The 25,147-nt window shown below is 69.0% G+C and carries 28 protein-coding genes; 11 read left to right on the forward strand and 17 right to left on the reverse strand.

What is annotated here, in order from left to right:
* Positions 1-72 precede the first annotated feature (72 nt).
* The gene (locus ABD333_RS33415) at positions 73-378 is read right to left on the reverse strand and encodes a site-specific integrase (protein ID WP_344546534.1); all 306 of its coding nucleotides are present in this window, start codon (positions 376-378) and stop codon (positions 73-75) included.
* A complete protein-coding gene (locus ABD333_RS33420; protein ID WP_344546535.1) occupies positions 375-1,037 on the reverse strand; it encodes a hypothetical protein in 663 nt (220 codons plus the stop codon). Before ABD333_RS33420 ends, ABD333_RS33415 begins: the two co-directional genes overlap by 4 nt.
* A gap of 95 nt (positions 1,038-1,132) precedes the next feature.
* Between ABD333_RS33420 and ABD333_RS33425 the strand changes: the two genes are divergently transcribed.
* Positions 1,133-1,501 (forward strand): hypothetical protein, encoded by a 369-nt coding sequence (locus ABD333_RS33425; protein ID WP_344546536.1) that lies wholly within the window; start codon positions 1,133-1,135, stop codon positions 1,499-1,501.
* Between the two features lie 213 nt (positions 1,502-1,714).
* Here ABD333_RS33425 and ABD333_RS33430 read toward each other — a convergent pair whose 3' ends face one another.
* Positions 1,715-2,236, reverse strand: a complete 522-nt coding sequence (locus ABD333_RS33430) for a hypothetical protein (RefSeq protein ID WP_344546537.1) — start codon at positions 2,234-2,236, stop codon at positions 1,715-1,717.
* A 673-nt stretch (positions 2,237-2,909) separates the two neighbouring features.
* Positions 2,910-3,293: a nuclear transport factor 2 family protein gene (locus tag ABD333_RS33435; protein WP_344546538.1), complete on the reverse strand. Its 384-nt coding sequence runs from the start codon at positions 3,291-3,293 to the stop codon at positions 2,910-2,912.
* Between the two features lie 30 nt (positions 3,294-3,323).
* Between ABD333_RS33435 and ABD333_RS33440 the strand changes: the two genes are divergently transcribed.
* On the forward strand, positions 3,324-3,785 hold the full coding sequence (locus tag ABD333_RS33440; RefSeq protein ID WP_344546539.1) for a MarR family winged helix-turn-helix transcriptional regulator: 462 nt from the start codon (positions 3,324-3,326) through the stop codon (positions 3,783-3,785).
* Positions 3,786-4,439: 654 nt separating this feature from the next.
* Here ABD333_RS33440 and ABD333_RS33445 read toward each other — a convergent pair.
* The 4 genes from ABD333_RS33445 to ABD333_RS33460 all read right to left on the reverse strand — a co-directional run bounded on the left by ABD333_RS33445 (position 4,440) and on the right by ABD333_RS33460 (position 6,186).
* The gene (locus tag ABD333_RS33445) at positions 4,440-4,661 is read right to left on the reverse strand and encodes an AAA family ATPase (RefSeq protein ID WP_344546540.1); all 222 of its coding nucleotides are present in this window, start codon (positions 4,659-4,661) and stop codon (positions 4,440-4,442) included.
* A gap of 78 nt (positions 4,662-4,739) precedes the next feature.
* Entirely contained in the window at positions 4,740-4,907 is a 168-nt protein-coding gene (locus tag ABD333_RS33450; protein ID WP_344546541.1) for a hypothetical protein, read from the reverse strand.
* 31 nt (positions 4,908-4,938) lie between these two features.
* Positions 4,939-5,334 carry a hypothetical protein gene (locus ABD333_RS33455; RefSeq protein ID WP_344546542.1) on the reverse strand — a complete coding sequence of 132 codons (396 nt, stop codon included), beginning with the start codon at positions 5,332-5,334 and terminating at the stop codon, positions 4,939-4,941.
* A 108-nt stretch (positions 5,335-5,442) separates the two neighbouring features.
* Entirely contained in the window at positions 5,443-6,186 is a 744-nt protein-coding gene (locus ABD333_RS33460; protein WP_344546543.1) for a siderophore-interacting protein, read from the reverse strand.
* A gap of 80 nt (positions 6,187-6,266) precedes the next feature.
* On the opposite strand from ABD333_RS33460, the gene ABD333_RS33465 reads away from it, so the two are divergent.
* The gene (locus tag ABD333_RS33465) at positions 6,267-6,965 is read left to right on the forward strand and encodes a TetR/AcrR family transcriptional regulator (RefSeq protein ID WP_344546544.1); all 699 of its coding nucleotides are present in this window, start codon (positions 6,267-6,269) and stop codon (positions 6,963-6,965) included.
* A 193-nt stretch (positions 6,966-7,158) separates the two neighbouring features.
* Positions 7,159-7,788 (forward strand): recombinase family protein, encoded by a 630-nt coding sequence (locus ABD333_RS33470; protein WP_344546545.1) that lies wholly within the window; start codon positions 7,159-7,161, stop codon positions 7,786-7,788.
* A 137-nt stretch (positions 7,789-7,925) separates the two neighbouring features.
* Here the strand turns inward: ABD333_RS33470 and ABD333_RS33475 are convergent, their stop codons facing one another.
* The gene (locus tag ABD333_RS33475) at positions 7,926-8,537 is read right to left on the reverse strand and encodes a dihydrofolate reductase family protein (RefSeq protein ID WP_344546546.1); all 612 of its coding nucleotides are present in this window, start codon (positions 8,535-8,537) and stop codon (positions 7,926-7,928) included.
* A 105-nt stretch (positions 8,538-8,642) separates the two neighbouring features.
* Here ABD333_RS33475 and ABD333_RS33480 point away from each other — a divergent pair, with 105 nt between their 5' ends.
* Entirely contained in the window at positions 8,643-9,344 is a 702-nt protein-coding gene (locus tag ABD333_RS33480; RefSeq protein WP_344546547.1) for a TetR/AcrR family transcriptional regulator, read from the forward strand.
* A 224-nt stretch (positions 9,345-9,568) separates the two neighbouring features.
* Here the strand turns inward: ABD333_RS33480 and ABD333_RS33485 are convergent, their stop codons facing one another.
* On the reverse strand, positions 9,569-10,549 hold the full coding sequence (locus tag ABD333_RS33485) for a hypothetical protein (protein ID WP_344546548.1): 981 nt from the start codon (positions 10,547-10,549) through the stop codon (positions 9,569-9,571).
* 76 nt (positions 10,550-10,625) lie between these two features.
* Between ABD333_RS33485 and ABD333_RS33490 the strand changes: the two genes are divergently transcribed.
* The gene (locus ABD333_RS33490; RefSeq protein WP_344546549.1) at positions 10,626-11,462 is read left to right on the forward strand and encodes a helix-turn-helix transcriptional regulator; all 837 of its coding nucleotides are present in this window, start codon (positions 10,626-10,628) and stop codon (positions 11,460-11,462) included.
* Positions 11,463-12,008: 546 nt separating this feature from the next.
* On the opposite strand, the gene ABD333_RS33495 is transcribed toward ABD333_RS33490, so the two are convergent.
* Complete coding sequence (locus tag ABD333_RS33495; protein WP_344546550.1) at positions 12,009-12,401, reverse strand: winged helix-turn-helix transcriptional regulator; 393 nt, start codon at positions 12,399-12,401, stop codon at positions 12,009-12,011.
* Positions 12,402-12,633: 232 nt separating this feature from the next.
* Between ABD333_RS33495 and ABD333_RS33500 the strand changes: the two genes are divergently transcribed.
* Positions 12,634-13,605 (forward strand): NAD(P)-dependent alcohol dehydrogenase, encoded by a 972-nt coding sequence (locus ABD333_RS33500; RefSeq protein WP_344546551.1) that lies wholly within the window; start codon positions 12,634-12,636, stop codon positions 13,603-13,605.
* Positions 13,606-13,838: 233 nt separating this feature from the next.
* On the opposite strand, the gene ABD333_RS33505 is transcribed toward ABD333_RS33500, so the two are convergent.
* Positions 13,839-14,504 (reverse strand): hypothetical protein, encoded by a 666-nt coding sequence (locus ABD333_RS33505; protein ID WP_344546552.1) that lies wholly within the window; start codon positions 14,502-14,504, stop codon positions 13,839-13,841.
* 306 nt (positions 14,505-14,810) lie between these two features.
* Here ABD333_RS33505 and ABD333_RS33510 point away from each other — a divergent pair, with 306 nt between their 5' ends.
* Positions 14,811-15,200, forward strand: a complete 390-nt coding sequence (locus tag ABD333_RS33510; RefSeq protein ID WP_344546553.1) for an IS5 family transposase — start codon at positions 14,811-14,813, stop codon at positions 15,198-15,200.
* A gap of 541 nt (positions 15,201-15,741) precedes the next feature.
* On the opposite strand, the gene ABD333_RS33515 is transcribed toward ABD333_RS33510, so the two are convergent.
* The 4 genes from ABD333_RS33515 to ABD333_RS33530 form a co-directional block, all read right to left on the reverse strand.
* On the reverse strand, positions 15,742-16,002 hold the full coding sequence (locus tag ABD333_RS33515; RefSeq protein ID WP_344546554.1) for a DUF4235 domain-containing protein: 261 nt from the start codon (positions 16,000-16,002) through the stop codon (positions 15,742-15,744).
* An 844-nt stretch (positions 16,003-16,846) separates the two neighbouring features.
* Complete coding sequence (locus ABD333_RS33520; protein WP_344546555.1) at positions 16,847-17,032, reverse strand: YegP family protein; 186 nt, start codon at positions 17,030-17,032, stop codon at positions 16,847-16,849.
* Positions 17,033-17,596: 564 nt separating this feature from the next.
* On the reverse strand, positions 17,597-18,508 hold the full coding sequence (locus tag ABD333_RS33525; protein WP_344546556.1) for an anti-sigma factor RsbA family regulatory protein: 912 nt from the start codon (positions 18,506-18,508) through the stop codon (positions 17,597-17,599).
* A 502-nt stretch (positions 18,509-19,010) separates the two neighbouring features.
* The gene (locus ABD333_RS33530; protein ID WP_344546557.1) at positions 19,011-19,919 is read right to left on the reverse strand and encodes a LysR family transcriptional regulator; all 909 of its coding nucleotides are present in this window, start codon (positions 19,917-19,919) and stop codon (positions 19,011-19,013) included.
* A gap of 91 nt (positions 19,920-20,010) precedes the next feature.
* Here ABD333_RS33530 and ABD333_RS33535 point away from each other — a divergent pair, with 91 nt between their 5' ends.
* The 3 genes from ABD333_RS33535 (at position 20,011) to ABD333_RS33545 (ending at position 23,530) form a co-directional block, all read left to right on the forward strand.
* The gene (locus ABD333_RS33535; RefSeq protein ID WP_344546558.1) at positions 20,011-21,180 is read left to right on the forward strand and encodes a TDT family transporter; all 1,170 of its coding nucleotides are present in this window, start codon (positions 20,011-20,013) and stop codon (positions 21,178-21,180) included.
* Between the two features lie 189 nt (positions 21,181-21,369).
* Positions 21,370-21,969, forward strand: a complete 600-nt coding sequence (locus ABD333_RS33540) for an NAD(P)H-dependent oxidoreductase (RefSeq protein ID WP_344546559.1) — start codon at positions 21,370-21,372, stop codon at positions 21,967-21,969.
* 124 nt (positions 21,970-22,093) lie between these two features.
* Positions 22,094-23,530: a hypothetical protein gene (locus ABD333_RS33545; protein ID WP_344546560.1), complete on the forward strand. Its 1,437-nt coding sequence runs from the start codon at positions 22,094-22,096 to the stop codon at positions 23,528-23,530.
* Between the two features lie 492 nt (positions 23,531-24,022).
* Here the strand turns inward: ABD333_RS33545 and ABD333_RS33550 are convergent, their stop codons facing one another.
* Entirely contained in the window at positions 24,023-25,108 is a 1,086-nt protein-coding gene (locus ABD333_RS33550; protein WP_344546561.1) for an adenylate/guanylate cyclase domain-containing protein, read from the reverse strand.
* Positions 25,109-25,147: the final 39 nt, after the last annotated feature.

The following is a 25,147-nucleotide window of genomic DNA, read 5'->3' on the forward strand; positions in this document are numbered from 1 at the left end:
CATGAGTCCGGACGCGTCTTAACGTCACGCACGGGACTGCTAATGCGGTTTGGGTGCAAGCCCATCCGGGGTTCAAATCCCCGATCCTCCGCCGGTAGAAGCGCTCTCGTTGAAGTTGATCACTTCGGCGGGGGCGTTTTCGGCGTCTGGTGGGCACATCCCGGCGACGGAGGCCGCCGCCTTGGCCACCTCGGGCAGCACCAAGGTGTAGGTACCGGCGGTGAATGATGACCGAACGCGGCCGAGAGTAACGCTGATCACCTTCATGTCGACCTTGCCGAGGAGGCTCAGCGTGGCCGAGCCATGGCGCAGCTCGTGAAAACGGATCGGCGGGAGCGGGCCGCTTTCGATCGCGACGAGGACCATGCGCTCGCTCACGCGATGGCGCCGGGCGATCTGCTCGACGGCCAGCCTTCCTTGTAGTGGCGGCGCCTGATCGCGTTGTAGCGCTCCACAGCGAACCGCTGGGAGATCCACTCAGGGCGCAGTGCAGAGCCATCGGGTCGAGTGAACACCCTGCCGGAATCGATCCACACCTCCAGGCCGGCTTTGAGCTTCTCCTCCTTCTGGCGAGTACGCCACGCACGTAGGACCTTGACGGTCTCCTCGTCGAGGCCGACGTTCCTGTCACCGGCTTCGCTCTTCGTATCGTCGTCGTCCGGACGAGTCTCGCGGACTGTGATCGATCCGCTCTGGTCGAGGTCGGTCCAGGGCGGCCCCGCGACCTCGGCGCGTCGAGGGCCACGGAAGGCTGTGAGGTGGAAGAGGGCGTAGAGCCGCTCTTCTGCCGCGAAGTCGAGGAAGGCATGCCCGACCTTGCCCAGTTCGTCGGCCAGTCCATCCTGCGCATCCGTCTTCGTCCGGTACGGGCCCAGGCGCGGCTGTCTTCGCTTGCCATTCACTCCTTGGGGTGCGTCGTAGCAGGCCCACCACGAGCCGTGGTTCGTCTGACGGAGCTTTGACAGTGGCGCGCGACAGGCGGTCGTCAGAATGGCGGGAATGTGCAGCTTGGAGAGAGGAGCGACACGTCGTGTCACGTGCGACTACGGGAGCGGGGACTGCCGGTCTGCCGTCAAAGGAGAGCCGCCGGGACGAAGGAGGGTCGTGGCTGGCCATCAGCGGGTGGATCATCGTGCTCGCCCAGGCTGGCGGTGCCTTCTTGGCACTGTGGGGACTGGCCGAGGGCAGCCGTACCGGATGCGAGTACTACATCAACTCCCAGGGCCGCCATACGTGCGGGGTGCCGGAAAAGGGCGAGCTCGGGTTCGCCGCCTTCATGATCGGGATTTTCCTGTGGGTGTTCGCCGTGGCGGGCCTGCGCGTGCGCTTGCTCTTCGCACCTGCATGGTGGCCGGCCCTCGGCACCACCGTCGGAGCGCTGGTCGCGCTCGTAGTCGTCGGCATCCATGGGCTTACCTCCGGCTTCGCCATCACGCTCTCCGTCGGATCGGTGAGCGCCGCGATCGTGTTGTGGGGTTTTCGCCGGATTGCGATCAAGTGATCCAGTCGCCGCCGGGGCCACGCTCCGCCCGCCCGGACGTGGCGACGGCATGACCCGGGGGGCGATCCTCACCGCGCGCCGCGAGCGCGCCCTTTGTGGCTGATGCGCGCTCTCCGGGGCCGGGGAGAGGCGCGCACCGAATAGGGGTGCCGTTAACGATCGTGTTATTCGCCGTAAGGCTCGCGAGTGGGGTCTTGCTGGCTGCGCTCGTGGCTAGAACTGGGTGTGCTCGTCCACCCTCGCCACCGACCGGATCCTCGCTGCCGTCATCTCCTTGGCGCCCCGCAGGTCCGCGTACCGCAGGTCCGCGGACTTGGAGGCGGGCCTGGGCGAGGTGGAGGCGTTGAGGTTGAGGGTGCGGCGTTCGGGACGGTGGGGCCGGGTAGCGAGCGCGGTGAGCGTGGCCTGGACGTCGGCGTCGGGCTCGGCGGGCAGGGGGCGTGGCCGGCCCAGGCTAGGCCCGCCGTCGTCGCGGCGGGCGGCGGGGGCGCGGCGGACGAACGTCTCCAGCACCTCGACGACGTCGTTGTGGTGGGGGCCAGAATCTTTGGCGACGTGGGCCAGGGTGTAGATGCCGCCCAGGCGGGCGTCGATGTCATCGGAGCTGAGCCGCTCCAGCGCTTTGGTGAATCGGTCGGTCACCTGGCCCAGGTGGGAGAGCCGGTAGCTGCGGGCGGTGTACAGCAGCGAGATCGCCACCACCGGACCACCGGCCGAGACCAAGCAGCCGCGCATTGTGCCGGTCCTTGGGATCGGAGACCCCCATCCAGCCGGGCATCTTCCACAGCGCCACCGCGTACGCCGCGGCCAGGCGCCAGCACGGCCAGCACTGTCCCGATCACCCGGGCAGCGGGACGCGCGAACGCGTACTCCCCCGACGGTGCAACCGCCTCATCCGATCCCTCATACCGGCTCGGACGCCCACACCCCGCCACCCGTTCACCGCCCTGGCCAACGGCGGGGACTGAAACGCAATTCGCTTGGAGCAACCGAGGGTTCGTCGCCGTAACCGCCACGGTGAGCAGCAGGACGGGCTGGGACCTGCGGCGTATGACACGGCCGTTAACGACACGTCCGCCGTGGGTTGAGCGGTGCTGAAGGTTTCTCGGGGGAACACGGCTTTTTGGGGGTTTGAGGCCCGCGAAGGATGTGGGTTGGGAGGGGTAGCGCGGCCTGGGGTTGTCTTCTCGATCTGGGTGGCTCGGATGGTCTGGGTGTTGGCGGCGTGGTGGCTGGTGGTGGTGTGCGGCAGGTTGAAGACCAAGGGTTGGGTGCGTAGGGCGCGAGCGCGCCGGCCGGTTCGTGGCCCGATCGGCCGGGCTGCCGCTTACCTGGCCGGCGTGGTCCACGGCCTGTGATCTCGACCGTCTGCGGCTGCTTCGGTCGGTTGGGACCGGTCGGGGTGGGCTCAGAGGTCGGGGAGTTTCTCGTAGCAGTCGTAGTTGCGTTGGCCGCAGATCTTGCCGTCGCGGAAATCGAGGAAGGTCGCGATGTGGGCTCGCAGCGTCGGGCCGGACTTGAGGGTGCCGGTCCATTCGATCTCCAGGGCGACGGTGTCGCCGCAGGCAACGGTGTTGCGGACCCGGTAGGTCTGGGAGGCGAGCTTGCCCTGGCCGCGTTCGGCCGCTGCCAGGACCGCGGGCAGGTCGCTGAGGTTGCCGTCGGGAAAGAACAGGTTCGGCAGTTCGTGATGGACGAAGTCGGGGGTCAGATAGGCGGCGAGGTCGGCTCCGATGGCGCCGCTCGCGACGGCCGCGTGGTAGCGAAGGGCGAGTTCGGTGTTGGCCTCCATAAGCACAACCATAGATGTACAATCCCGGTTGTGGAATTGGACATCCAGACCCTCGCACTTTTCGTGGGCCTCGCCGCCGCTGACCGGGTGCAGGACGCGCTCGCCCGGCAGGGGTACGGCGATCTGCGCTTCAGCCACGGCTTTGTCTTCCAGCACCTCATCGAGGGCGAGCCGACCATCGGCGACCTGGCCGCTCGGCTCGCCGTCACCCAGCAGGCCGCCTCCAAGACCATTGCCGAGCTAGAGTCCCTCGGCTACACCGAGCGGTTTCCCGACCCCGGCGACGCCCGCATCCGCCGCGTCCGCCTCACCCCTCGCGGCCGCATGGCCATCGACGCGGCCCGCCAGGCCCGCGCCGCCTTGGAGGCCGAACTCCTCCAACACGCCGGTGACGACGCTGTGGCGACCACCCGCGCCTGCCTCCACCAGATCCTCAACGACCTCGACGCCCTGCCCGCTGTCCACCGCCGCGACATCCGCCCACCCCGCTGACCGCCCGACCTGACGCCAATGGCTCGATGAGCCACCCCGGCGCGCGACCTGTCAACATCATCGCTAGTTGCGCCTCAGACGATGGACGGAGGCTGTCGGACCGCCCGGCACCCAAACTCACCAATCCACGAATTCGCCTTCGACCAAGAATCGTCGGCGGAGACGAAGAGGCTTCCGCCTGACTGAGGTTGCTTCAGACGGGACCGTGGCAAAGCGGGACGTTCTACAAGCCCAGGTCCAGCACCGTTCCAATCGGCCCAACGACCACAGGGAACCTACGAACCCAGCGACTGTTGCTCACCCGAATAAGTCGGCGCGCGCCACCCTTGCCGAACCTGAGATGAGCTGCGCGCATGCGCCGACCGCGCGCTCCGCTGCGACTGGCGCTGCGATCTCTCGCCGCGAGCGTCCGTCCGCGAGCTGGTCGACGCCACTCGGGGGCGCTCTCGGTGAATCGTGCGCATGTGCGCGTGATACGCGGTCCTGAGCGCGCCTTGCAGATCATGGGCGCGGCTCTGAACTGCGCGCGTCGACGCCACCGCGCGCACGAAAGCCCTTGCCGGGCGCGCGGTGCGGCGATGGCCTGGGCGTCGGTGAAGTCGGCTGTGTCCAGGTTCAGGCCGAGCTTGCGCCAGCGCCGTGTGAGGACGAATGTCAGCTCGTTCCGCGGCCGGTAGTGGTGGGCGAAGCCGAGGCGGCCGTAGAGCGGGGGGTAGCGGGCAAGGCGTTTTCGATGCCGGGCATGCCGATGAAGATTAGGCCCATGCGGGTCCTGTCGTAGTGGTCGCGTAGGTGCTCCAGGACGTTGGGACGCAGTCGTTCGGCTTCGTCCACGATGAGCAGTTCCAGGTAGGGCGAGCCGCGGTGGGCTGCCACTGCTGGGGCGGCTGGTCGCGGGTGAGGTGATCGTGGACGCAGATGTTCAGGCGGTGGCCAGCGTGCGCAGTTCGGTGCCTAATGGCGTGGCGTGTCGGTAGTCGCCGCTGTGTAGAAGACGGTCCGGGTCCGGTTGAGGGTGGCGTTCATGGCTGCGTCGGCGTCGCTGCGCGGTCCCCAATCGGTCAGGTAGAGGCCGGTGGTGTCCCAGTGGGCGTAGTGGCGAGCGGGCAGCGTCTTGCCCACGCCGGCGGGCAGGGGGCGTGGCCGGCTCAGGCTAGCCGTTGCGGCGAACGGCGCCTGCGAACTCGGTGAAGCGGCGGTGCTCCTTGGTGGCGATGAACGTGCCGGATCGGAGGTCGCGCGTGGCGGGTTCGGGGCGGTCACGGCTTGTCCTCGGCGTAGGTGAACGACCAGGTCCGTCATCGCCGATCAGCGGTCGTTTCCGGGACGGTCTCGCCGGTTGCGGGATCTGACGGCGGGCCTGGTCGGGCAGCAAAGCAGAGACGACGGCGATCCGCTCGTTGGTCTGGCCGTGCAGCGCGCGGCGGCACGCCGACCGCGCGGTCTGGATGTCCTTCAGCGAGATCGTCTCGGTGGCGGTCCCGGTAGCACGGATATCGGTCTGACCTGCTGTGACGGGGGGCCGGGCGGAGGCCCGTTCTGAGGCCACGGCTTGCGGATCCGGGACGCGGAGTGGCGCGGTCGGGGACCGGTCATCTGGTCAGCGGGAGCGCTTGCTCCTCGGCAAAGACGACCGATTCGAGGGAGGGTTCGCGGCTCAGTGCAGGCCGCGTTTCCCTGGGGTCCAGAACGGCTTGACCTTGATCGAGGTGCGGGGCCACTTGCGGTCGCGAACGAGGTGGTCACGGATCATCTGGCAGGTCCTGGCCTCGCCGGCGATATAGGCGGCACCGGGCTCGGCGGGCAGGTCGAGGTCGGTCACACCGGCCAGGAGCGTCGTGGAGTAGTGAGCTGATGTGCCGTGGCGGTGGACACGGTGCAGGTCGTGCGGTCGGGGCATGGGGAGGTCGTCGTGGGGTGATTCGCTCTCCAGCACTCCGTACACCCGCGCCGAGCCGTCCAGCGCGCGGATCATCGGGCTGAACGCGGCGCTGGCGGTCTCCTCGCCGATGAAGAGGTGGTACGCGGCGTCCTCGCGGATGCAGAAACTCGCCTGGTGCCGCCAGAACGTCACGCGGTCGCCGGGACACGCCGTGGACGCCCACCGCAGCCCGATGCCGCCGCCGTCGTTCTCGTACAGGTGGGCGAGCAGCTCAATGGCCTGGGGCCGGTGCTTCCAGATCGTGTAGGTGCGCAGCGTCTCAAGGGGCCGCAGGAGGCCACGCGGCGACAGCGGATCGTTGATCTGGATCCGCACATGCTGGCCGGGGATGTAGGGGAACGGGATCGGCTCGGTGGTTTCCAGCCGGATTCGCCGCATGGTCGGCGTGAGCTGGTCTGCCTCGGTGATGGTCGCCTCCATGAAGTACTTGGCGAAGGCGCTGGTCAGCGGATTACGCATGGACTCTCCTTAATGGCTCTAGGTGAATCTAGAACCATTAAGAGAACATAGACCGCCTAGGATGTCAACGGAGGTGGCCGATGACGACGAGCCGGCGGGACAGGCAGCGGCAGCAGACCCTCGCGGAGATCCGCGCGGCCGCGCGCAGGCTGCTGACCACGAAGGGACCGGAGGCGGTCACCATCAACGCGGTCGCGCGCGAGGTGGGGATGAGCGGCCCGGCGCTCTACCACTACTTCGCCGGGCACGAGGAGCTGGTCGGGGCGGTGACCGCGGACTTCTACCGCGAGCTGACCGAGGAGATGGAGGCCGCCCGAGACGCGCACGACACGCCCACGCTCCGGTTGCTGGCCATCTGCCGGGCTCTGCGCCGCTGGGCGACGTCGCATCCCGCCGAGTTCCGCTGGATCTTCGCCAGCCGGATCGCGCCGCCACACCGGCAGCCGGACTCGCAGTGGTACCTGGCCGGACAGCGCTTCGGAGGCGTTTTCCTCGGCCAGATCGCCGAGTTGTGGCGGACGCGGCCGTTCCCTGTGCCGGACGACCTCGACGAGTCGTTGCGCGAGCAGCTACGCAAGTACGCCGCCACCCTCGGCGACCAACTCCCGCCCGAGGCGTTGCACGTCGTGATGAAGTGCTGGATCAGACTGTACGGACTCGTGTGCATGGAGGTCCTGAATCAGCTGGACTACGCCTACTCCGACCTCGAACCCGTCTTCGAAGAATGCCTACGCGAGCTGCTCCCCCTACTCGGCCTGGAGTATGTGAACCCCGGCTGAACCCGGATCCACTGAGCTCGTGCCGGTCGAGGAGCGACTGCCCGTGCACACGAAGTTCAGACATCACCCTGCGACAGTGGCGCTCGTCCCCTGACCGGCCCATCGCCCGATGTCCGTTAGGGGTTCGCTCACCGGGCGATCCTGGTCGCGTCGCGAGCGAGATAGTGACCTGTGGGAACGTCGTCTCATATAGGTGGTCCGAGAAAGTGTCCGACGATGGGGGGCTAAACGGCACGCTTGCGGAGGAACTCATCGGGTACCCAGATGCTCCACCGTCCTGCAGGATCTGACCGCTCAACGCCAGGCCCTGACCGACCATGGCGTCGCGGACGAGAGGATCTATCTCGACAAGGGCCTCACCGGCACCAGCCGCGCCCGCCCCGGACCCGACCAGGCCCCTGGCTGCCGTCCGCGCCGGCGACACCCTGGTCGTCCCCAAGCTCGACCGGCTCGCTCGGTGCCCGACGCCCGGCAGATCGGCGACTCCCTGGTCGAGCGCGGCGTCAAGCTGTCACTGGGCGGCAGCCTCTACGATCCCGCCGACCCCATGGGCAAGATGTTCTTCAACATCCTGGCCACCTTCGCCGAGTTCGAAGTCGACCTGCTCAAACTCCGCACCCGCGAGGGCATGGCCATCGCCCGCTCCAAAGGCGAGCTCAAGGGAAAGCGTCCGAAGCTGACGGCGCTACAGCAGGCCGAGTTGGTACGCATGCACCGCACCGGCGAGTACACCATCGCCGACCTCACCGACGTCTTCTCCATCGGGTGCGCCACGGTCTACCGCGTGGCCGCACGGCATGAGCCGGCTGGAACGCCGTCATGACCGCGTCCGAACGCATCCCCCAACATGATCCAGAACTGGGCGCTGCCAGCCCGCCGGCCACGTCCACCTGGGATGTCTTTGGGGGTTGGTCGCGCGTTCCCGGGGGCCCGGGGTTGTTTCTTGGGCGAGACGCCGGCTCAGGGTCGGCGGTAGCACAGGGCGACGGCGCCTGTCGTGGGGATGGTGGTGGTGTGGGAAAGCCGCCATGTCGATGCGAGGCCGTCGGGTAGCAGGCGCACTCCGGCGCCGAGGGTCGCCGGGATCACGGTCATATGGAGCTCGTCGATCAGGTCGGCCTTGAGCAGCGCCTTGATGATGCTGGCGCTGTTGATGACGAGAATGTCGCGGCCCGGCGCGGCCTTGAGAGCGCGTACCTGGGCTTCGGGGTCGCGGGAGATTCGGGCGTTGGTCCATTCTGCCTTGTCCAGGTCGGTTTGCTGCAGGGTCGTGGAGAAGACCACCTTCTCGACCGTGGCGAGCCAGTTGCCCAGGTCGCGGGTCCGGGCCGAGCTGCTCGGGTCGCTGGTCAGGCCGGGCCATACGGAGGTGAAGCCCTCCCAGTTGACGCGGCCGAGGACCGCCGTGCTCACTCCGCGCCAGATCCCCTCGTACATGAGCTCGCTCTGTTCGCTGCTGATGTGCGCCATGGCCCAGCTCATGTCGTCCTCGGGGCCTGTGCTGGTGTAGCCGTCCATCGAAACGACGGCGTCGGCTATGACTTTGCGCTGCTGTTGGGTGTTCTCAGCCATGGTGGTCCCCTCGTCGCTGGTGACGATCCAAGAAACAGTGTCCGGTAGACGCTGTGTATGCTAGACACAGTTTTAGTTCGGCGGCAAGGCATTCTGGAGGATCGATTGGACAGCACCGTGGAGCTGCTTTGGGGAATGCGACCACCGCCGAACCGAGGGCCCAAGCCCGGATTCACCATCCAAGAGATCGCCAGGGCCGCGATGGACATCGCCGACGCCGAAGGGCTCGCCGCGCTGTCCATGCAGCGGGTCGCCGGCGAACTCGGCTTCACCAAGATGGCGCTGTACCGCTATGTCAGCGGCAAGGCCGAGCTGATCGCCGTCATGATTGAGGAAGCCGTGGGCGAGCCGCTCGATCTGAGCGCGGTCCCAGGCGGCTGGCGCGGCAAGCTCCAACAGTGGGCCCATCAGCTGTGGGAGACCTGGGACCGCCACCCGTGGCTGCCCGGCGCCACCATCGGCGAGCGGGTCATGGGCCCGAAAGAGGTCGGCTGGACAGAAATCGCGGTCGCCGCCCTCGCCGGGACCGGGCTGAGCGGAAGCGAGCAGATGGACGCGGTCCTCCTGCTCAGCGGCCACGTCCGCAACACCCGATCAACCGCATCAGCCGGAACTCAGCCATGGACCACACAGCGGCAGCCTGGGCCCGACCTCAGCACCCTGCCCGACCACGCCGCCGGCCGCTTTCCCGCGCTGAGCGCCGCAATCGCATCCGCCGGGGACCCGACCCCGGACAGAAGCCGAGAGTTCGGCCTCCAACGCCTCCTCGACGGCCTAGAAGTCCTCATCACCCAACGCACCCGCTGACCCATCAAGCCCGCCCAGCCGACGCGGTCGGTAGCCGCTCAAGAGCCGGGCGAAGAACCCGAAGATTCCTGCCACACCCGCCCACCCCCATCGGCGCGGAACGTCACGCCAAGGAACGCGCTCCGGGCCGCTTACCGCGACTTCTCGCAGAGATGCTCGTCATGCCCCGTGTCGTGTCGTGCAGGGCGCGGCCTGGCGTGCGAGGTCGACGGGCTCTCAGGTGGTCAGAAACGGCGGACGGTGAAGGTGTCGGACGGAGTGCCTGCGAACAGGAGGTCGAGGCGTCCGCTCAGGACGTAGGGATGGCCTAGGGGGCCGATGGCGGCGGTGGTGGGGACTGGCTCCGGGGAGCGCTGTTCGCGTACGACACTGCCGCGGCGGCCGTTCGCGAATAGGCGGACGGTGAGGACGACGTTCGCGCCACTCGGCGACAAGGTGTTGTTCACGACGGTCAGCGCACCGTTGGGACGGAGGGTGAGGCCGTCGGGGGCGGGAAGCCGGCGGTCCAGCGGGACCTGGCGGAGTGTGGCGGCGTTGCGCGTGGAGACGCTCCAGAGTGTGCCGTCATCGTACTTGCCGATGATCAGCCTGCCGGACCGCCAGACGATGCCGTTGGCACCGTAGGAGTCACTGGAGAGACGAACGTCGCGGACGAACACGCTGGCGGCGCCACCGACCGGCACGCGATAGACGATCGGCGCGAACGAGTCGGTGACATAGGCGGTGCCGTCGGGGGCTACGGCGATGTCGTTGGCGAGATGGCGTCCACCGTCCGAGGCCACAGCGGCCAAGTCCACGTAACGGATCCGGTGTCCGGTGCTCAGATCGTAGATCCCAACGCCGGCCAGCCGCTGCTGAGTCCGCGGCGAACTGCGGGTCCCCGCACCAGGATCGGCGTTGGCGACGAGCAGGCGGCCACGGCGCGCGTCCACGTGGATACCGATCGCGGAAACCAAGGCCGGGTCGCGCACAAGCGTGCTGACGGAGCCGTTCCGGCGCACCACCGACACAGTGCCGTGCCGGACCGAGCCGACCAGGAACGCCCGCCGGTACGGGTCGTACGCGATCCCTTCCGGGTGCAGGGAGGGCGCGTTCCCGGTGATGACAGGGGACGGGGTCGCCAGCGCGGCCGGTACGGGCAGCACGGAGAGGGTGGCGGTCGCGAGGGCGGCGGCGACCGTACGCCGGGTGAGTGATTTGTTCATGGCCCAAGCCTCGGCCGGGAATGGATCTTCCGGCAGAGCGTGCTGATACTGGTAGCGCCGCTAACAGGGAGAGCCGATGAGTCAGCTGCGCCGTGACGCGCTCGCCAGCTTCCTGCGTACGCACCGCGCGAAGGTCTCCCCGCAGGACGTGGGCCTGCCGCCGGGTGTGCGCCGCCGAACCCCCGGCCTGCGTCGCGAGGAGGTCGCGTTGCTGGCCGGTGTCGGGGTCACCTGGTACACGTGGCTGGAGCAGAGCCGCGACATCCATCCGTCACCGGAGGTGCTCGGCTCCATCGCCCGTACGCTCGGGCTCACCGACGCCGAGCGCGACTACCTGTTCCGGCTGGCCGCGCTGCAGCCGCCGGAGCGACCCGGCGTCAGCGAGGCGCCCGACCACCTGGTCCAGCTCATGTACGCCCAAGACCCGACGCCGTCGATCGTGCTCGACGACCGCTGGGACCTGCGCGCCTGGAACCTCGGCGCGGAGACCCTCTACAGGTTCTCCGACTGGCCGGTGGCCGACCGGAACATGGCCTACCTGATGTTCGCGGCGCCCGAGATCCGCGATCAGATCGCCGACTGGCCCGAGCACGCCCGCCGGGTGGTGGGCGAGCTGCAGGAGAGCTTCGCCCGCAATCCTGAGGACACCCGCATGGCGGAAATACAGCGGCGGCTGCGCGCCGGCTACCCGCAAGCGCGCGAATGGCTGGACGAGCGTTCGGTGAACGCCCGGACCGGTGGGTTCGCCAAAGAGATCCGGCACCCGTCCGCCGGAACCCTGCGGCTGAACCAGATCGTGCTGCGCCCCGCTGACGCGCCCGGCCTGTTCCTGATCGTCCAGCAACCCGCCGACACCGACACCGCCCAGCGGCTGGCCGCCCTGGTGGCCGGGGGCAGGACCACACCCGTCTGATTCCGCCCCGCCCCTCAGCACCTGCGGCCCCCGCGCGATGCGCGGAGGTCAAGGCCCGTTGGCGGGGCGCCACCGGCACACGGGAAGGCTTACCGCTCTAGGCGCGCGGAGTGTCGGACGGCGGTTGACTGGCGGAGGCGCGTATTCAACTGTCGCGAGTTCCTCCGCTGAGGGGTGGGCCGTGGTGAGCTTGTGTGATTGCCGGGGGCGTAGCGGCTGTAGGTGAGTCCGGTGCGGGTTGAGATCTTGGCTGTGGTGACCGGGTGGAAGCCGAGGGCTTGGGCGACGACGGGTGCCGGGCTGTCGTGGAGGTGTTGGGCCAGCGCGGCGCTTCGTGCTGCGGTGGTCGGGATGCCGAGGCGGGTGAGGTGTTTGCCGAGGGGCTGGAGGTGGAGTGGCTGGCCGGCGGATCAAGGCCGGCCTGACCCGTCCGCCGCCGACAGGAGGGAACGAGACCGCCGTGCCACGTGGAGTGGCCCGGCGGTCTCGTCGCGGATGGTCACACGTCCGCCGGCCGTTGCACCACTGCTCGCGGTTCTGGGTGTCTCAGCTCCGGTGGGAGGTCAGTTGCTCTGAGCGGTCGAACGCCTGCCGTGCCCGCTCTACTTTGGGCAGGTTGGTGTCGGCCCACTCGGCGAGCGAGGCGAAGAGCGGAGCCAGGCTCCGGCCCAGCTCGGTGATCTCGTACTCGACCCGGGGCGGCATCTCGGGGTGGTACGTGCGCACCACCAGACCGTCCCGCTCCAGCTGGCGCAGCCGCTGCGTCAGCACTTTGGCCGTGACGGCGCCGATGTTGCGGCGCAACTCGACGAAACGCTGCGTGCCGTACGCGTGGAGAGACCAAAGGATCGGTGTCGTCCAGCGGCTGAAAACGATGTCGACGACCGGGCTGATCGTGCACGCCTGGACCGGCGCGCCCGCCTCCGCCTTCGGCGACATCACCGATCCGGCCCTCGTCAACGGCCTGCCAGCCGCGTGAAAGCCGCAGTCCATCACGGGCTCATCGCAAAGCGCCGGAAACCGTGAGCGTCCAGGTGTTGATCGATGATGAACGGAGGGTGTCGGCGGACGAGCAGCCCGGCTGCAACGTAGATCCTGGATCTCTTGCGGCGCCCCGGCCAGACGGGGACTCTGTGAGTGACCATGACCTTGACGCAAGGGCAGGCACCCGATGAAGGCGATCGTCCAGGATCGATACGGCTCGGCAGACGTTCTGGTGCTGGACGACATCGACAAACCCGTGCCGAAGGCCGGCGAGGTGCTGGTCCGGGTGCAGGTGGCGGGCCTGGATCCGAGCGTGTGGCACTTGATGACGGGCAGGCCGTACCTGGTCCGCGCGGCCTTCGGACTGCGCAAACCCAAGCTGCGCGTTCGCGGATGGGACTTCGCGGGACACATCGAGGAGGCCGGGGCGAAGGTCACCTCGTTCAAGCCAGGCGACGAGGTCTTCGGCGTGGGCAACGGCTCCTTCGCCGAGTACGTATGCGCGGCCGAGGGCAAAGTCGTGCCGAAACCGGCGAACGTCACCCATGAGCAGGCCGCGGCTGTACCGACCTCCGGCATCACCGCTCTGCAAGCGGTGCGCGACAAGGGAAGGGTAGAGGCGGGGCAGAAGGTCCTCGTCATCGGCGCGGGCGGCGGTGTGGGAACGTTCGCGGTGCAGCTCGCGAAGGCGTTCGGTGCCCACGTCACCGGGGTGTGCAGCACGTCCAAAACGGATTTGGCCACGTCGCTGGGCGCCGACGAGGTCATCGACTACACCCACGAGGACTTCACCGAGGGCACACGCCGCTATGACCTCATCATCGACACGGCGGGGCTGCGGTCGCTGTCTCACCTGCGCAGCGCCCTCACCCCGCGCGGAACGCTCGTCCTCGTCGGAGGCGAAGGGGAAGGGCGACTGCTGGGAGGGTCGGGCCGGACCTTCCACGCCGCCGCGTTGTCCCCGTTCGTTCGCCACAAACTGCGCCCGATGTTCTCCGTGCCGCACAAGGAGGAACTGGACACGCTCTCCGCGCTTCTTGAAAACGGCAAGGTCACCCCGGTCATCGACCGGAGCTATCCCTTGAGCGAGGCGCCCGAGGCCATCCGACGGCTCCAGTCAGGCCATTCGCGCGGCAAGGCCGTCATCGCCATCGCCTAGCGGGCAAATCCAGTGACGCCCATGGTCCATGGCTTTCACCTGGAAACACGCCTCGGCCAGGTTTCGGCAGCACTGAATGCCGTCCGGCATGCGGGTTGCGAGTTCGGGTATCCGTACTCCCGCAGTCTCAGCCGCCGGTGCGGACGGCGCATGTCCCCAAGACGGGGCGAGCCGCCTGTGGTGAGCGGCTCGCCCTGGCGTCTTGGTCTGTGGAGGTTGGTGCGCCGTGGCGGCTAGAGGAGATGGATGCCGAGATCAAGGTCCAGGTCTTGGACGGCGTCGAGGTCCAGATCGAAGGCGGCGGCCAGATCGGAGGTGAGCGTCATGACGGCGTGGATCTGCATGGGGACCTCGATGCCGGTGTCCTGGTCCACGTCCTGAGCGAGTTGTGACCCCAGGGCCGCGTCCATGCCCGCCACCGTCTGCGCGTTCATGGTCAATGGCCCACCGAAGGTGATCACCGCGTCGAGGGAACCGGGCCGCTTGGCGGAGACCTCCACATCGCGGAGGGGGAAGGTGCCGACGGTCTGGGTCTTGGAGCCCAGCACCGCGGTCACCTGGCCGGTCGCGACGTTGAGGGTGAGTGCGCGCAGGACGACCTTCTTTCTGCCCTTGCTCAGCTCGACGCCGCCCTGGAAGGAGAACGTGCCGGCGGTCAGCTGCCCGTTGCGGGCGAGCAGGTTGCTGCCCGTGGCCATCTTGAACGTCACACCCTGGTCGGTATCGATGCTCGGGGTTTCGGCAGCGTGGATCGCGCCGTTCACGGGACGCTCGATGATGCCCTGGCCTTCCAGATCGAGCCCCGATCCCAGGTCGAGCACAGCCAGGCCTCGAACCGGCGTGACCGGGCTGGGCGCGGCGAGTACGGGATGCGGCAGTGCGGCCAGGACGATAACCATCAGGATCGCGACCATCCTGGTCACTGACGTGGCCGGCGTCGCGCGGGGGGATACCGCCCGCACAAGACAAGATCCCAGCAATGTGGTTCCTTTCGACGTGCCGGTCCGCTCCCAGCCCAACCTTACTCAAAGTAATATCCTCGCCACAATAGGTGAATGTGTGGGCTGGGCGCTGGAACGGTACTGGCGGCATCATTCCGAACAGCTTCTGACCGACAGCGCCATCAGCCATGCACGTCATGCACAGCCTCAGGCCACCGGTGGATGTTGGTGTTGGGCTGATGCCGATCTTCGGGTTGGGGTGTGATGGCGGGTGTGGTGCGTCGTCATGAACTGACTGATGCCGCGTGGGCGCGGATCGAGCCGCTGTTGCCTGATCAGCCTGTGCAGGGTCGGCGGTGGCTGGATCATCGGATGGTGTTGAACGGGATCTTGTGGAAGCTGGCGACCGGGGCGCCGTGGCGGGATATGCCTGGGCGGTATGGCAATTGGAAGACGGTGTATGAGCGCTATCGCCGTTGGGCGGCCGATGGCACGTTCGATGCGCTGCTGGGGCGTGTGCAGGTTCACGGCGATGCGGGCGGGGATGTGGATTGGTCGGTCGGTGTCTATTCGGCGATCGTGCGGGCCCACCAGGGCGCGGCAGGCACCCGGAAGGAGGGGACGAGTCAGGCGCTCGGCCCAGAGGCGAGCTGAGCAGCAGAAGCCCACCTGGCCGTTGATGGCTGTGGCTTGCCGCCGGCGCTGGTGATCATCAGCGGAACGTCATCGGCTGCACGGCCTTGCGCCGGTGGTGGCCACCACCGGCGTGCCGCGGACCGGGCCGGGGACGACCCGCACCGGCCCGGCCAGATCATCGGTGACAGGGCCTGCAGTTCCACGCTGTCCGCGTCGGCGCGGTATCGGTGGCATCCATCCGCGAACGCACTGTCAACAGGCCGAACGTTCCCGGCCGGGCAGCCGAGGCGGACACCCCGTCCACCTTCGATTCTGCCGTTGCAAGGGCAGCAACCTGGTCGAACGCTGCCTCAAACGACTCAGGCAAGGCGCCGGCTACGACAGACTCGCCCGGCACTACCAAGCAGCGATCCGCCTGGCCAGCACACTCCTCTGGACCAACGCACGATCCACCGAACAGGACCTGGCGCCGGTGCACGAGAGGCCGTTGGGTTCGCTCATCGACCGCTCGCATGGCTGGGCAACTGGTCTGGATTGCGCACGTGGTCGGCGATGCTGATCAGTCGGTGGGCCAGCGGCCGGTCACCTTGCGTACGCCGTGTGCGCCGGCGCGCTGGGTGGCCGCCTTCACCAGGGCGAAGATCGCGCCTTGGAGGGCGGCGGCGGCCAGCACCTCGGCCCAGCCGTGGTCGGGGTCGTCCGCGTCGGGCGCGTCGTCCTCACCGGCGGCCAGCTTCCACGCCTGCTTGAACAGCAGCCCGGCCAGCAGGCCTCCCAGAACGCTGAAGAGCAGCGAGAGCGCCTTGTAGATGATCTTCATGGTCGTTCACCTCCATCGATGTCGTGCTCTGCCCTCCGCGGTGGGCGGGTTCGGTGAGGGGCCGTCCCGCCTTGGCGTTCGATGTCGGGCCGCGGCGCCTCACGTTCTTCCTGATGCCCTCTGCTGCGCCTACGGAACGCGCCCTGGCGTGCCTCGTTGGCGGAACGCCCTGGCGTGCCTCCTTGGCGGGGCGAACGCGGCCACCTGGTTGGGCGGGCCGGTGCGCCGGTTCCGGGGCAGAGCGGCGCCGCCTCCCGGCAGGGGCCGGTCTCCCCGGCGGCGCCGCCTCCCCGGCAGGTGCCGATGTCCCAAACGGGGCCGCCTCCCCGGCGGAGCTGCCTCCCGGGCGAAGGCCGCTCCCGGGCGGGGCCGGTCTCCCCGGCGGAGCTGCCTCCCTGGCGAAGGTCGCCTTCCGGGCGGGGCCGGTCTCCCCGGCGGTACCGCCTCCCCGGCAGGTGCCGATGTCCCAAACGGGACCGCCTCCCCGGCAGGTGCCGATGTCCCAGATGGGGCTGCCTCCCTGGCGGGCTTCCTCCCGGGGGGCCGCCCCCGGCGGCAGGGCCGCCTCCATGGCTGGCGCCGCCTACCTGGCCGGGGGCCGGTCTCACCGGCGGAGGCCGCCTCCCCCGCAGGGGCCGCCTCACTGGCGGGGGGCAGTCTCTTCCCCAGCGGCGCCGCCCCCGGCAGGTGCCGGTCTCCCCGGCGGGGCTGCCTCCCGGCGGGGGTCGTCTCCATGGTGGGGACGCCTCATTGGTGGGCGGGCGGTGCTCGGTCCGGCTTCGGTGTGGCGTGGTGGGCGATCAGGGGTCTGGTGTTTCGGGGCGGCGTCCGTGGACGCCGTCTCTCAGCTGGCGGTCTGGTCTTCCAGCTTCGCCTCGGGGGCGTTCTTGCGGACGGACTCGATGCCCTTCAACGCGGCGGCCTTGCTCTCGTAGCTCTCGCTCGTTGCGATCACCTGGCCGTTGGTGGCGACGAGGTTGAAGTGGTACTTGCCAGTGGTGCCCTTCTTGAGCATGAACTTGCCAGCCATCTGTACTCCTCACGAACGTCGCGAACGGATCGGCCGTTCGCGCCAGGGGTGCGTGAGTAGTGCCCCGCCACAAAAGCCTTATGCCAGAAACAATCACCCCAAACAATGCTCATCTGCGCTCCGGTGCATGTTTCACCTCGTGCACAGGGGTACGCCGAGCACGCACCTGCTCGGCACCGTCAGCGAACGTGCCGGATCACCCATCGTCCTGGCTGGAGGCGAGACCGATCCTCGCAGCACTCTTCACCCCGGCAGCCGGCCTGCTCCTGCTGATGCTGATGCAGCGCCTCGAATCGACCCTGCTCCCACGTTCGGGAGATACCGCGGCGGACGATCGGCCCGCCAAGGCTCGACCCTCCGCCGGCCCGCGTCCCCGCGTCATCGCCCAGTCACCGACGAGGCCCCGCCGATATCGGTTCGAATCGGTGCAGCAGGAAGTGCACACCATGCCCCATTGCCCCGTCTCACGGCCTGCGGCTCCGTGCAGTACGGGCGCCAAGGCAGGGGCTGGGAAACGCTAGACACACGTTGGCTGGTGAAGAACGTCCATCGATCTGAAACCGGTCAGGTCAGTCTCATGCGGAGTCGCACCAGCGAACCGTGCGGGCCGGTCCGGATCTCGACCTGGTCGCACAGGCGGCGGGCGATCCACACGCCCAGGCCGCTGGTCGAGCCCGGGGCGGGTGGGCGGTGCCCGACGACGTGGTAGTCCCACGGGGCACCACGGTCGGTCACATCGCAGACGAGGTCGTTTCCGTCCGACCAGACACTGGCCGTTCCGTGGCCGCCGCCGTGTTCGACCACGTTCGTCGCGATCTCCTGGAAGGCGGCGGCGAGATCGTCGAGACGTTCTCCCCTCAACCCCCGGTCGAGCGCGGCCAGCACCACGAGCCGCCGCGTGCGTCGCAGCTCGGTACCGCCGATGGGGTGGGTGGTGACCGGGGCACGAGCCGTCGGCAAAGGACGTTGATCACACTCGGCGGAGAACGCGGCGGGCTCGACGTAGGTGTGGCTTCGGGACGTGCGCACACGGCTGACGATCTCGGGATGGGTACGCCGTGCCCCCGCCACGACGTCTCGGGGGAGTACGCGGGTGTCGTACGGGCACAAGACCCATGCATGGGTTGTCGCGAGCGTCAGATTGATAACCGATTCGTAGCGCTGCCAGGCGAGAATCTCAGTCGGCGTACGGCCCACCCATCTCGGCTCACCGATCACACGAAGCTGTTGGGGACCGGGGTGTTCGCGTAGGCGACGAAGGAAAGCGCTGAGGGTCCGGCCGGGCGAGGCGTACCAGTCGGCCGCGTTCATGTACGTGACGTTGCCCGGATCTCGCACAGTGCGTTGCAGCAGTGCCGTGTTGTGCGGGCTGACGACGACGAACCCGGGCTCACCGCAGGCCAGGCCGTCACGCAGGAAGGCGCCCGCCCGCTCCACGAACAGGTGATCCGAGTCGTACAGGAATGCTTGGTGCACGAATCGACAAGTGCCTTCGACGCCCTCCGCACTGATTCCCCGCGTGGCGACCATGGCACCCTCGCACGATCGGCGACCACGTCTCAAAGTGTAAGACGGCACAGACTCGGAGTCGAGTAATGACTTCGCTTGCCACAACACGAAACAAAGCACCGCCACACGCCGAATGGCCTCCTGCAGAGCCGGGTAAACCTACCTGGCAGGTAGGTCTACCCGGCAAACATCGCTATTAGGGAAGGGCGTTGGTCCAGCCGGCGAGGCGCCCGGCACCGACCACCTCTGGCTCCGAGGAGAACGTTCGTCTCGCGAACCTTCGATGCAGCCCGCTCCTCGGGAACGCCCTGAATGGGAAAGCCGCTCTCGGCCGCGCCGATGCTCGTAGGCGGCGAACGAACGCGCGGTAGGCGGCCGTGCGCCCCTCGGGCGGAGCCAGAGCCGACTGACAACGCCTGGCTCAACCCGTCCTTAGGCCGCCGCGCCTCGTCGCGTTCGTGATCAGTGGTTAGCGGCGAGGGCGGCGGGTTAGGGCCAGCAGGTCGCGAGCTGGGCCCGTGGGGCGTTGTCCGGTCGGCCAGACGGCGCGCAGCGGACGGCTGAGGTCGAGTTCGGGCACCGGGACGGCGATCAGGCGGCCGTCGGCCAGTTCCTCGACGACGGCGAGTTCACTGACCGCGGCCGGGCTGGCGCCGGAGACGGCGGCGGCCTTGAGCGCGGTGGTCGAGCCGAGCTGCAGGAGGGGCGGGGCCGTGCCGCCGTACGAGGCGAGCGCGCGATCGATCACCTCGCGTGTGCCGGAACCCTCTTCGCGCAGCAGCAGAGAGGTGGCGGCGAGCTCCGCGGCGGCCACACCGCTGCGGCGGCGGGCCCACGGATGGGCGGGGGAGACCACGACGAGGAGCCGGTCCGTGGTCACGACGGCGCCGCCGAGACCTTCCGGAGCGTTCGTGCCCTCGACGAAGCCGAGATCGGCCTCACCGGACAGCACCTGCTCCGCCACGGCCGCGGAATTGGCCGCGCGGAGCGTGACGGCGGTGTCCGGGCGTGCCTGGCGCAGCGCCAGCAACCAGCCGGGGATCATGTACTCGGCGATCGTCATGCTCGCGGCCACCCGCAGGTGGCTGTCGCGGCGCTCGCGCAGGGCCTCGACTCCGGCATCCAGGGCGTACGCGGCGTCCATGACCTGCTGGGCCCATTCGGCCACGAGAGAGCCCGCCTTGGTGGGCCGTGAACCTCGGGGCGAACGTTCCAGGAGGGCCACGCCGAGCTGGCGTTCCATGGACTTGATCCGGCCGCTGGCCGCGGGCTGGGTGATCCCCATCTCGTCCGCCGCCCGCCCCAGGCTGCCCAGCCGGACGACGGCCAGCAGCAGTTCCAGAGCGCTCAGCTCGGGAACGCGTCGCGACAGGGACATGGCTCTCGCAGGGTGGGACATAAGTTGAGCTTATGCACCCATAGGCCGATGACCTCTACTGATGGCTCCGGCGAGGAACGAGAGTCGGGATATGACCACGGCCCTCCCCGTTCCAGCCGCCCCATCTCCGAGGGACGTCCATCCGGCACCGGCGAATGGCCGCGCGGGGCTTTCGTTCGAGAGGCTCAGGCATCTTGGGCCCAACTGGTACGCGTGCGTGATGGGTACGGCGATCGTCGCCAACGGGGCCGAAGCCCTGCCGGTCCAGGTGCCCGGACTCCACGTGTTCGCGGTCGTCGTGTGGATGTCGTCGTTCGCCTTGCTGATCATGGTCACCGCCGCCCGTGCCGTACATCTCGTCCGGTATCGGGACGAGGCCCGGACCGACCCGTCCACCGCGGTCTTCTACGGCTGCCCACCGATGGCACTGATCGCGGTCGGGTACGGCACGCTCGTGCTCGGTCCCGGTGTCATCGGCGACACGGCCGCGGTGTGGACGGACGCCGTGCTGTGGACGGCCGGGACCCTCTACTCCCTGGCCGTCGCGTTCGGCGTCCCGTACCTCATGATCAGTCGGCCTCGGACCGAGGCCGACCCCACCTGGCTGCTGCCCGTCGTGGCGCCGATGGTGGCCGCGGCGCTCGGCCCGGCACTGGTCCCGCACCTGCCGGCGGGCGAGCCGCGGGTCCTGATGGTGTACGCGTGCTACGCGATGTTCGGCGGGAGCCTGCTGGCCACACTGATGATCCTGCCGGGCGTCTGGTCCCGGCTGACGCACGACCGCACGTTCACGATCACTCTCGTGCCGACGCTGTTCCTGGTACTCGGGCCGCTCGGGCAGTCGGTCACCGCGGTCAACCAGCTCGCCGACGCCGCTCCGGCGGCCGCGATCACGCCGCAGTACGCGGACGCCATGGCCGCGTTCGCCGTTCTCTACGGGATTCCGGTGATCGGCTTCACACTCCTCTGGCTGGCCGTCGCGGCGGCCGCGTCCGTGCGTGCCCTCCGCGACGGGATGCCGTTCGCGATGACCTGGTGGGCGTACACGTTCCCGCTCGGCACCTGCGTCACCGGCGCCTCCGCGCTGGCCCGCCGCCTGGAGCTCGGGGCGTTGACGGCGATCGCGGCCGGGCTCTACGTCCTGTTGCTGGGCGCCTGGGCGATCGTTGCGACGCGTACGCTGCGCGGCGTCATCACCGGCCAACTCCTCCCGGCGGTTACCAGCGGCCGTCCTAGCCGCGGCTCCTCCCGGCCGTCCTAGCGGCGGTTCCTCGCGGCCGTCCTAGCGGCGGTTCCTAGCGGCGGTTCCTCGCGGCGGTTCCTCGCGGCTGACTCCTGCTGGCGGCGGCTCGTCCCGACCGACTCCTTCAGGCTGACCCCTCCGGCCGGTTCCCCCGACCGGCTAATGTGATCAAGCTCGACGTCCTCAGCGCACCCCCGGAGCCCGCAGATGCGTATCGCCGTCTACCTGGCCCACCCACGGCCGGACAGCTTCAACCACGCCCTGGCGAGCGCCGTCGCCGACGAGCTGAGCGCGCGCGGCGCCGAGGTCGTCCTGCACGACCTGTACGCCGAGGGCTTCGATCCGGCACTCCCCGCCGCCGAGACCGGCACGGTCGACGCGGCCGCGTCCTCGACCGACGATCTCGTGGCCCGTTACCGCGCGGAGATCGCCGACCTGGACGCGTTCGTCTTCATCCACCCCAACTGGTGGGGCATGCCGCCCGCGATCCTCGCCGGATGGGTTCAGCGTGTGCTCGCCCCGGGCGTCGCGTACAAGCTCGGCACCGCCGACGGCGAGCCCGCCGGACTGCTGCGCGCCGGCCGCGCCCTGGTGCTCAACACCTCCGACACGCCCGCCGACCGTGAACGCGACGAGTTCGGTGATCCACTGCAGCGGATCTGGGCGGCCTGCGTGCTGCCGTACGTGGGCGTCACGGACGTGCGGCGCACGGTGTTCCGCACCGTCACCGATTCCACCGACGCGGAACGGGCAGCCTGGCTCCAGGAGGCACGTGACCAGGCCGCCGCCCTCCTCCCCGGCAGCTGAAAGATCACAGAAACGTCTCAACCTGGATATCGGGTCTTATAGCGGTCAACCCACCCGGTCACCGGCGCGTCCTTCCTTCACGCGAATGATCGTTTCGCGTTGCGACATTTTCCTGAGGTGACCCTTGAGACGTACCACCCTGGCCATCGCCGGCGCGTTCACCCTCGCGTCCGCCGTGATCGCCGCTCCCCCCGCCCTGGCCGCCGACCCAGCCAAGGTGACCATCACGCTGGGCGCCGACCGGACCACCGTCGACGCCGACCACCGCGACGCGAAGATCAGCGGACTGGTGACCGCGGGCGCGGAGAACAAGCCGGTGGCAGGTGTGAAGGTCGATCTTTCCGCGACCGGCCACCCGCAGATCGAAGACCCGGTGACCGACGCCGAGGGCAAGTTCGCCGCCACCTACAGCTCGCCCGGCGTCGACGGCGAGATCACCGCGAAGACCGACCCCACCGCGGAACTGGAGGCCGGTGCCGCGGGCCCGCTCGCCATCCGCGTCGCCAAGGCGACGACCCGGATGTCGCTCGAAACGGACAAGCCCCGGGCCGACGCGGGCGTTCCGTTCACCATCGGCGGGCTGGTCGAGTACGAGTCCACCGAGTCCACGACCGGCTGGAAGCCGCTCGCCGGCGCCGCCGTGCGCCTCAAGGTCTCGGGCGTCGAATGCGGTGACAGCAGCGACAGTCCCTCGGCGACGACCGGCAAGGACGGCCGCTACGCGGTGCAGACCAAGCTCAACTGCACCTCGAACGTCAACGCCGAGGCCACGGTCTCCGAGCCGTGGTTCCAGACGACGACCACGAGCATGGTCCAGGGCATCGAAGTCCGGCCGCGCACGTTCTTCGGCAACGTCCAGGTCACCATGGACCCCTACGGGCTCGTGAAGGCCTCCGGCGCCATCGCCTCCAGCACCGTGTACCGCGAGTTCTACGGCAAGCAGATCCTGCTGGAGCGCTCGTGGAACGGCCGTAGCTGGTGGACGCACAGGGCGCTGCGCGCAGACTCTGATGGCCGGGTCAGCACGCGGTTCACCGTCAACCAGTCGAGCTACTGGCGCTTCCGGTTCGCCGGGGCCTCGGACGCGATGCCGTCCACGAGCAAGTCGGTCAAGACCTGGCGCTGGACTACCAAGATGTCGAAGATCTCGGTGTCGCCCGGCAAGGTCCGCAGGCTGAAGTACGTGACGGCCAAGGGCTCGCTCGTCCGCTACTCCCCGACGCACCGCAAGTTCGTCGGGTACGGCGGCCAGAAGGTCCGGATCATCTTCCGCTACAAGGGCAAGAAGACCTGGTACCACCTGGCCTGGGCCAAGACCGACCGCAAGGGCCGCTTCAGCAAGAAGGTCCGCGCCTATGGCGACGGCTACTACGCCTCGATCTTCCACGGCGCGCCGTACGTCTGGGCGTCCGGCTCCCCGAACGACAAGTACGTGGACACCTACGGCCTCCCCGGCTCGCAGCGCCAGGCGGGCATCCAGTCGTTCCTCACGCCGTTCACCCCGCCCCTGCGCGCGCCCAGCGCCACCAACGACGCCGGCGGTACGGCCCGCATCGGCTGACCCTCAGCACCAACGCTAACCCGGGGCCGCCTGCCCTCCCTCACCGGAGACCAGGCGGCCCCGCCGCATTCCACCAACACTCACCAGCCACCCCACCACAGCAGCAGCGCGGCGTAGCAACGCCGAACGACAGCACGGCATAGCAACGGCGCATGGCAGCGCACCGCAGTAGCGAACGGCGGCAAACGGCGGCGCAGCCGCGAGCGGCGGTAAGCGATGACGCATCGCAGCGGTAATCGGCGCAGCAGCAGCGGCGGCGCGGCGCAGCGGCGACCGGCGGCGCGGCGCAGCGGCGACCGGCGGCGCGGCGCAGCGGCGACCGGCGGCGAGCAGTGCCATGGCCTAGCAGCGGCGCATGGCAGCACGGGGCAGCGGCGGCGCACCGCAGCGGCGACCGGCGGCGAGCAGTGCCATGGCGTAGCCGGTGCATGGCAGCACCGCGCAGCGGCGGGCAGTGTGGCGTGGCGCGGTTGCGTGTGGCGGGGCGGTGGTTTAGTGGGTTGGTGGGATGTTTCGTGAACGTACTGCGCGGACGGCGTTGACGCGGCGCGAACGTTGTTCGCGTGGATGGGTGCGGCGGGGCGACGGGCGGGCCAGCAGGCGGGGGCGGATGCGGCCGAGGCCTTGGAGTTGGCGCGGGCGGAGCGCGTTGATTTCGTACGCGTCGGATCCGGTCAGCTCGGCGGCGAGGGCGCTGTTGATGAGGACCGAACCCGGATACGCGGTGGCGGTGAGGCGGGCGGCCAGGTTGACGGGCGTACCGAAGACGTCACCGAGGCGCAGCAGGACCTCGCCGTACGCCAAGCCGACCCGTACCCGCGGAAAGTCAGGGTCCTCCTCGCAGCGTTCGGCGATCTGGAGGCCGATCTCGGCCGCGGCGCGGGCGTCGCCGGCGGTGAAGAGCACTTCGTCGCCCAGCGTCTTGACCATGCGGCCGCCGAGTTCGGCGACGATCTCGGTGGCGACCGATTCGAACCGTTCGACGAACGCGGCGAGGGAGTCACCGTCCATGCGGCGGCTCATGCGGGTGAACGAGACGACGTCGGCGAAGCCCACGGCGAGCTGGGCGACCCCTGCGACCGGGTCGGAGCTCGCGGCCGCGGTGCTGGCCGCGGCGCGCAGGCCCGCCGCGGTGAGCTGGCGGCGCCAGCCGTGCAGCATGAGCCGCTCGAACGGGGCGCGCAGTTCCTCGGTCGCGGCGAGGGCGGCGACGACGACCTCGGGGGTGATCGACTCGTCGGCGGGGAACTGCTCGCTGAGACGTTGCAGCCAGACGTCCCCGAGCCAGCTCGCCAGGCGCCCCATCGTCTGGCCGACCGCCCGCGACAGCTGCAGCACCAGGTCGTCGTCGATGAGGTCGTGGGCGAGCAGTTCCTTGATCTCGCGCAGCGCCTCAAGGTCGCCGTCCGTGAACGCGACCTCGTCGTCCGGGGGAGTGGGAAAGCCGAGGGCGCGCCAGATACGGTGCGCGTAGTCCTCGCCGACCCCGGAAAGCTCCTCGACCTCCTTGCGGGTGTACCGAAGCGGCCCGCCGAGCAGGGTCACCTCGAGGTCGACGGGAAGTCTGGGATCCGCCATAGGACCGCCTTCTTATGGGTCATTGACTGATGTCACAAT

Origin of the sequence: Actinomadura fulvescens (genome assembly GCF_039533225.1) — a bacterium.
In the GTDB taxonomy this organism is placed as follows: Bacteria; Actinomycetota; Actinomycetes; order Streptosporangiales; family Streptosporangiaceae; genus Spirillospora; species Spirillospora fulvescens.

What these genes read in the sequence shown, in the direction of transcription:
- ABD333_RS33510 (WP_344546553.1), top strand. Translation starts at nt 14,811, where the DNA reads ATGGCGGGTGTGGTGCGTCGTCATGAACTGACTGATGCCGCGTGGGCG.
- ABD333_RS33540 (WP_344546559.1), top strand. Translation starts at nt 21,370, where the DNA reads ATGCGTATCGCCGTCTACCTGGCCCACCCACGGCCGGACAGCTTCAAC.
- ABD333_RS33500 (WP_344546551.1), top strand. Translation starts at nt 12,634, where the DNA reads ATGAAGGCGATCGTCCAGGATCGATACGGCTCGGCAGACGTTCTGGTG.
- ABD333_RS33475 (WP_344546546.1), bottom strand. Translation starts at nt 8,537, where the DNA reads ATGGCTGAGAACACCCAACAGCAGCGCAAAGTCATAGCCGACGCCGTC.
- ABD333_RS33460 (WP_344546543.1), bottom strand. Translation starts at nt 6,186, where the DNA reads ATGCGTAATCCGCTGACCAGCGCCTTCGCCAAGTACTTCATGGAGGCG.
- ABD333_RS33505 (WP_344546552.1), bottom strand. Translation starts at nt 14,504, where the DNA reads ATGGTTATCGTCCTGGCCGCACTGCCGCATCCCGTACTCGCCGCGCCC.
- ABD333_RS33430 (WP_344546537.1), bottom strand. Translation starts at nt 2,236, where the DNA reads ATGCGCGGCTGCTTGGTCTCGGCCGGTGGTCCGGTGGTGGCGATCTCG.
- ABD333_RS33550 (WP_344546561.1), bottom strand. Translation starts at nt 25,108, where the DNA reads ATGGCGGATCCCAGACTTCCCGTCGACCTCGAGGTGACCCTGCTCGGC.
- ABD333_RS33465 (WP_344546544.1), top strand. Translation starts at nt 6,267, where the DNA reads ATGACGACGAGCCGGCGGGACAGGCAGCGGCAGCAGACCCTCGCGGAG.
- ABD333_RS33490 (WP_344546549.1), top strand. Translation starts at nt 10,626, where the DNA reads ATGAGTCAGCTGCGCCGTGACGCGCTCGCCAGCTTCCTGCGTACGCAC.
- ABD333_RS33515 (WP_344546554.1), bottom strand. Translation starts at nt 16,002, where the DNA reads ATGAAGATCATCTACAAGGCGCTCTCGCTGCTCTTCAGCGTTCTGGGA.
- ABD333_RS33485 (WP_344546548.1), bottom strand. Translation starts at nt 10,549, where the DNA reads ATGAACAAATCACTCACCCGGCGTACGGTCGCCGCCGCCCTCGCGACC.
- ABD333_RS33535 (WP_344546558.1), top strand. Translation starts at nt 20,011, where the DNA reads ATGACCACGGCCCTCCCCGTTCCAGCCGCCCCATCTCCGAGGGACGTC.
- ABD333_RS33520 (WP_344546555.1), bottom strand. Translation starts at nt 17,032, where the DNA reads ATGGCTGGCAAGTTCATGCTCAAGAAGGGCACCACTGGCAAGTACCAC.
- ABD333_RS33435 (WP_344546538.1), bottom strand. Translation starts at nt 3,293, where the DNA reads ATGGAGGCCAACACCGAACTCGCCCTTCGCTACCACGCGGCCGTCGCG.
- ABD333_RS33530 (WP_344546557.1), bottom strand. Translation starts at nt 19,919, where the DNA reads ATGTCCCTGTCGCGACGCGTTCCCGAGCTGAGCGCTCTGGAACTGCTG.
- ABD333_RS33495 (WP_344546550.1), bottom strand. Translation starts at nt 12,401, where the DNA reads ATGTCGCCGAAGGCGGAGGCGGGCGCGCCGGTCCAGGCGTGCACGATC.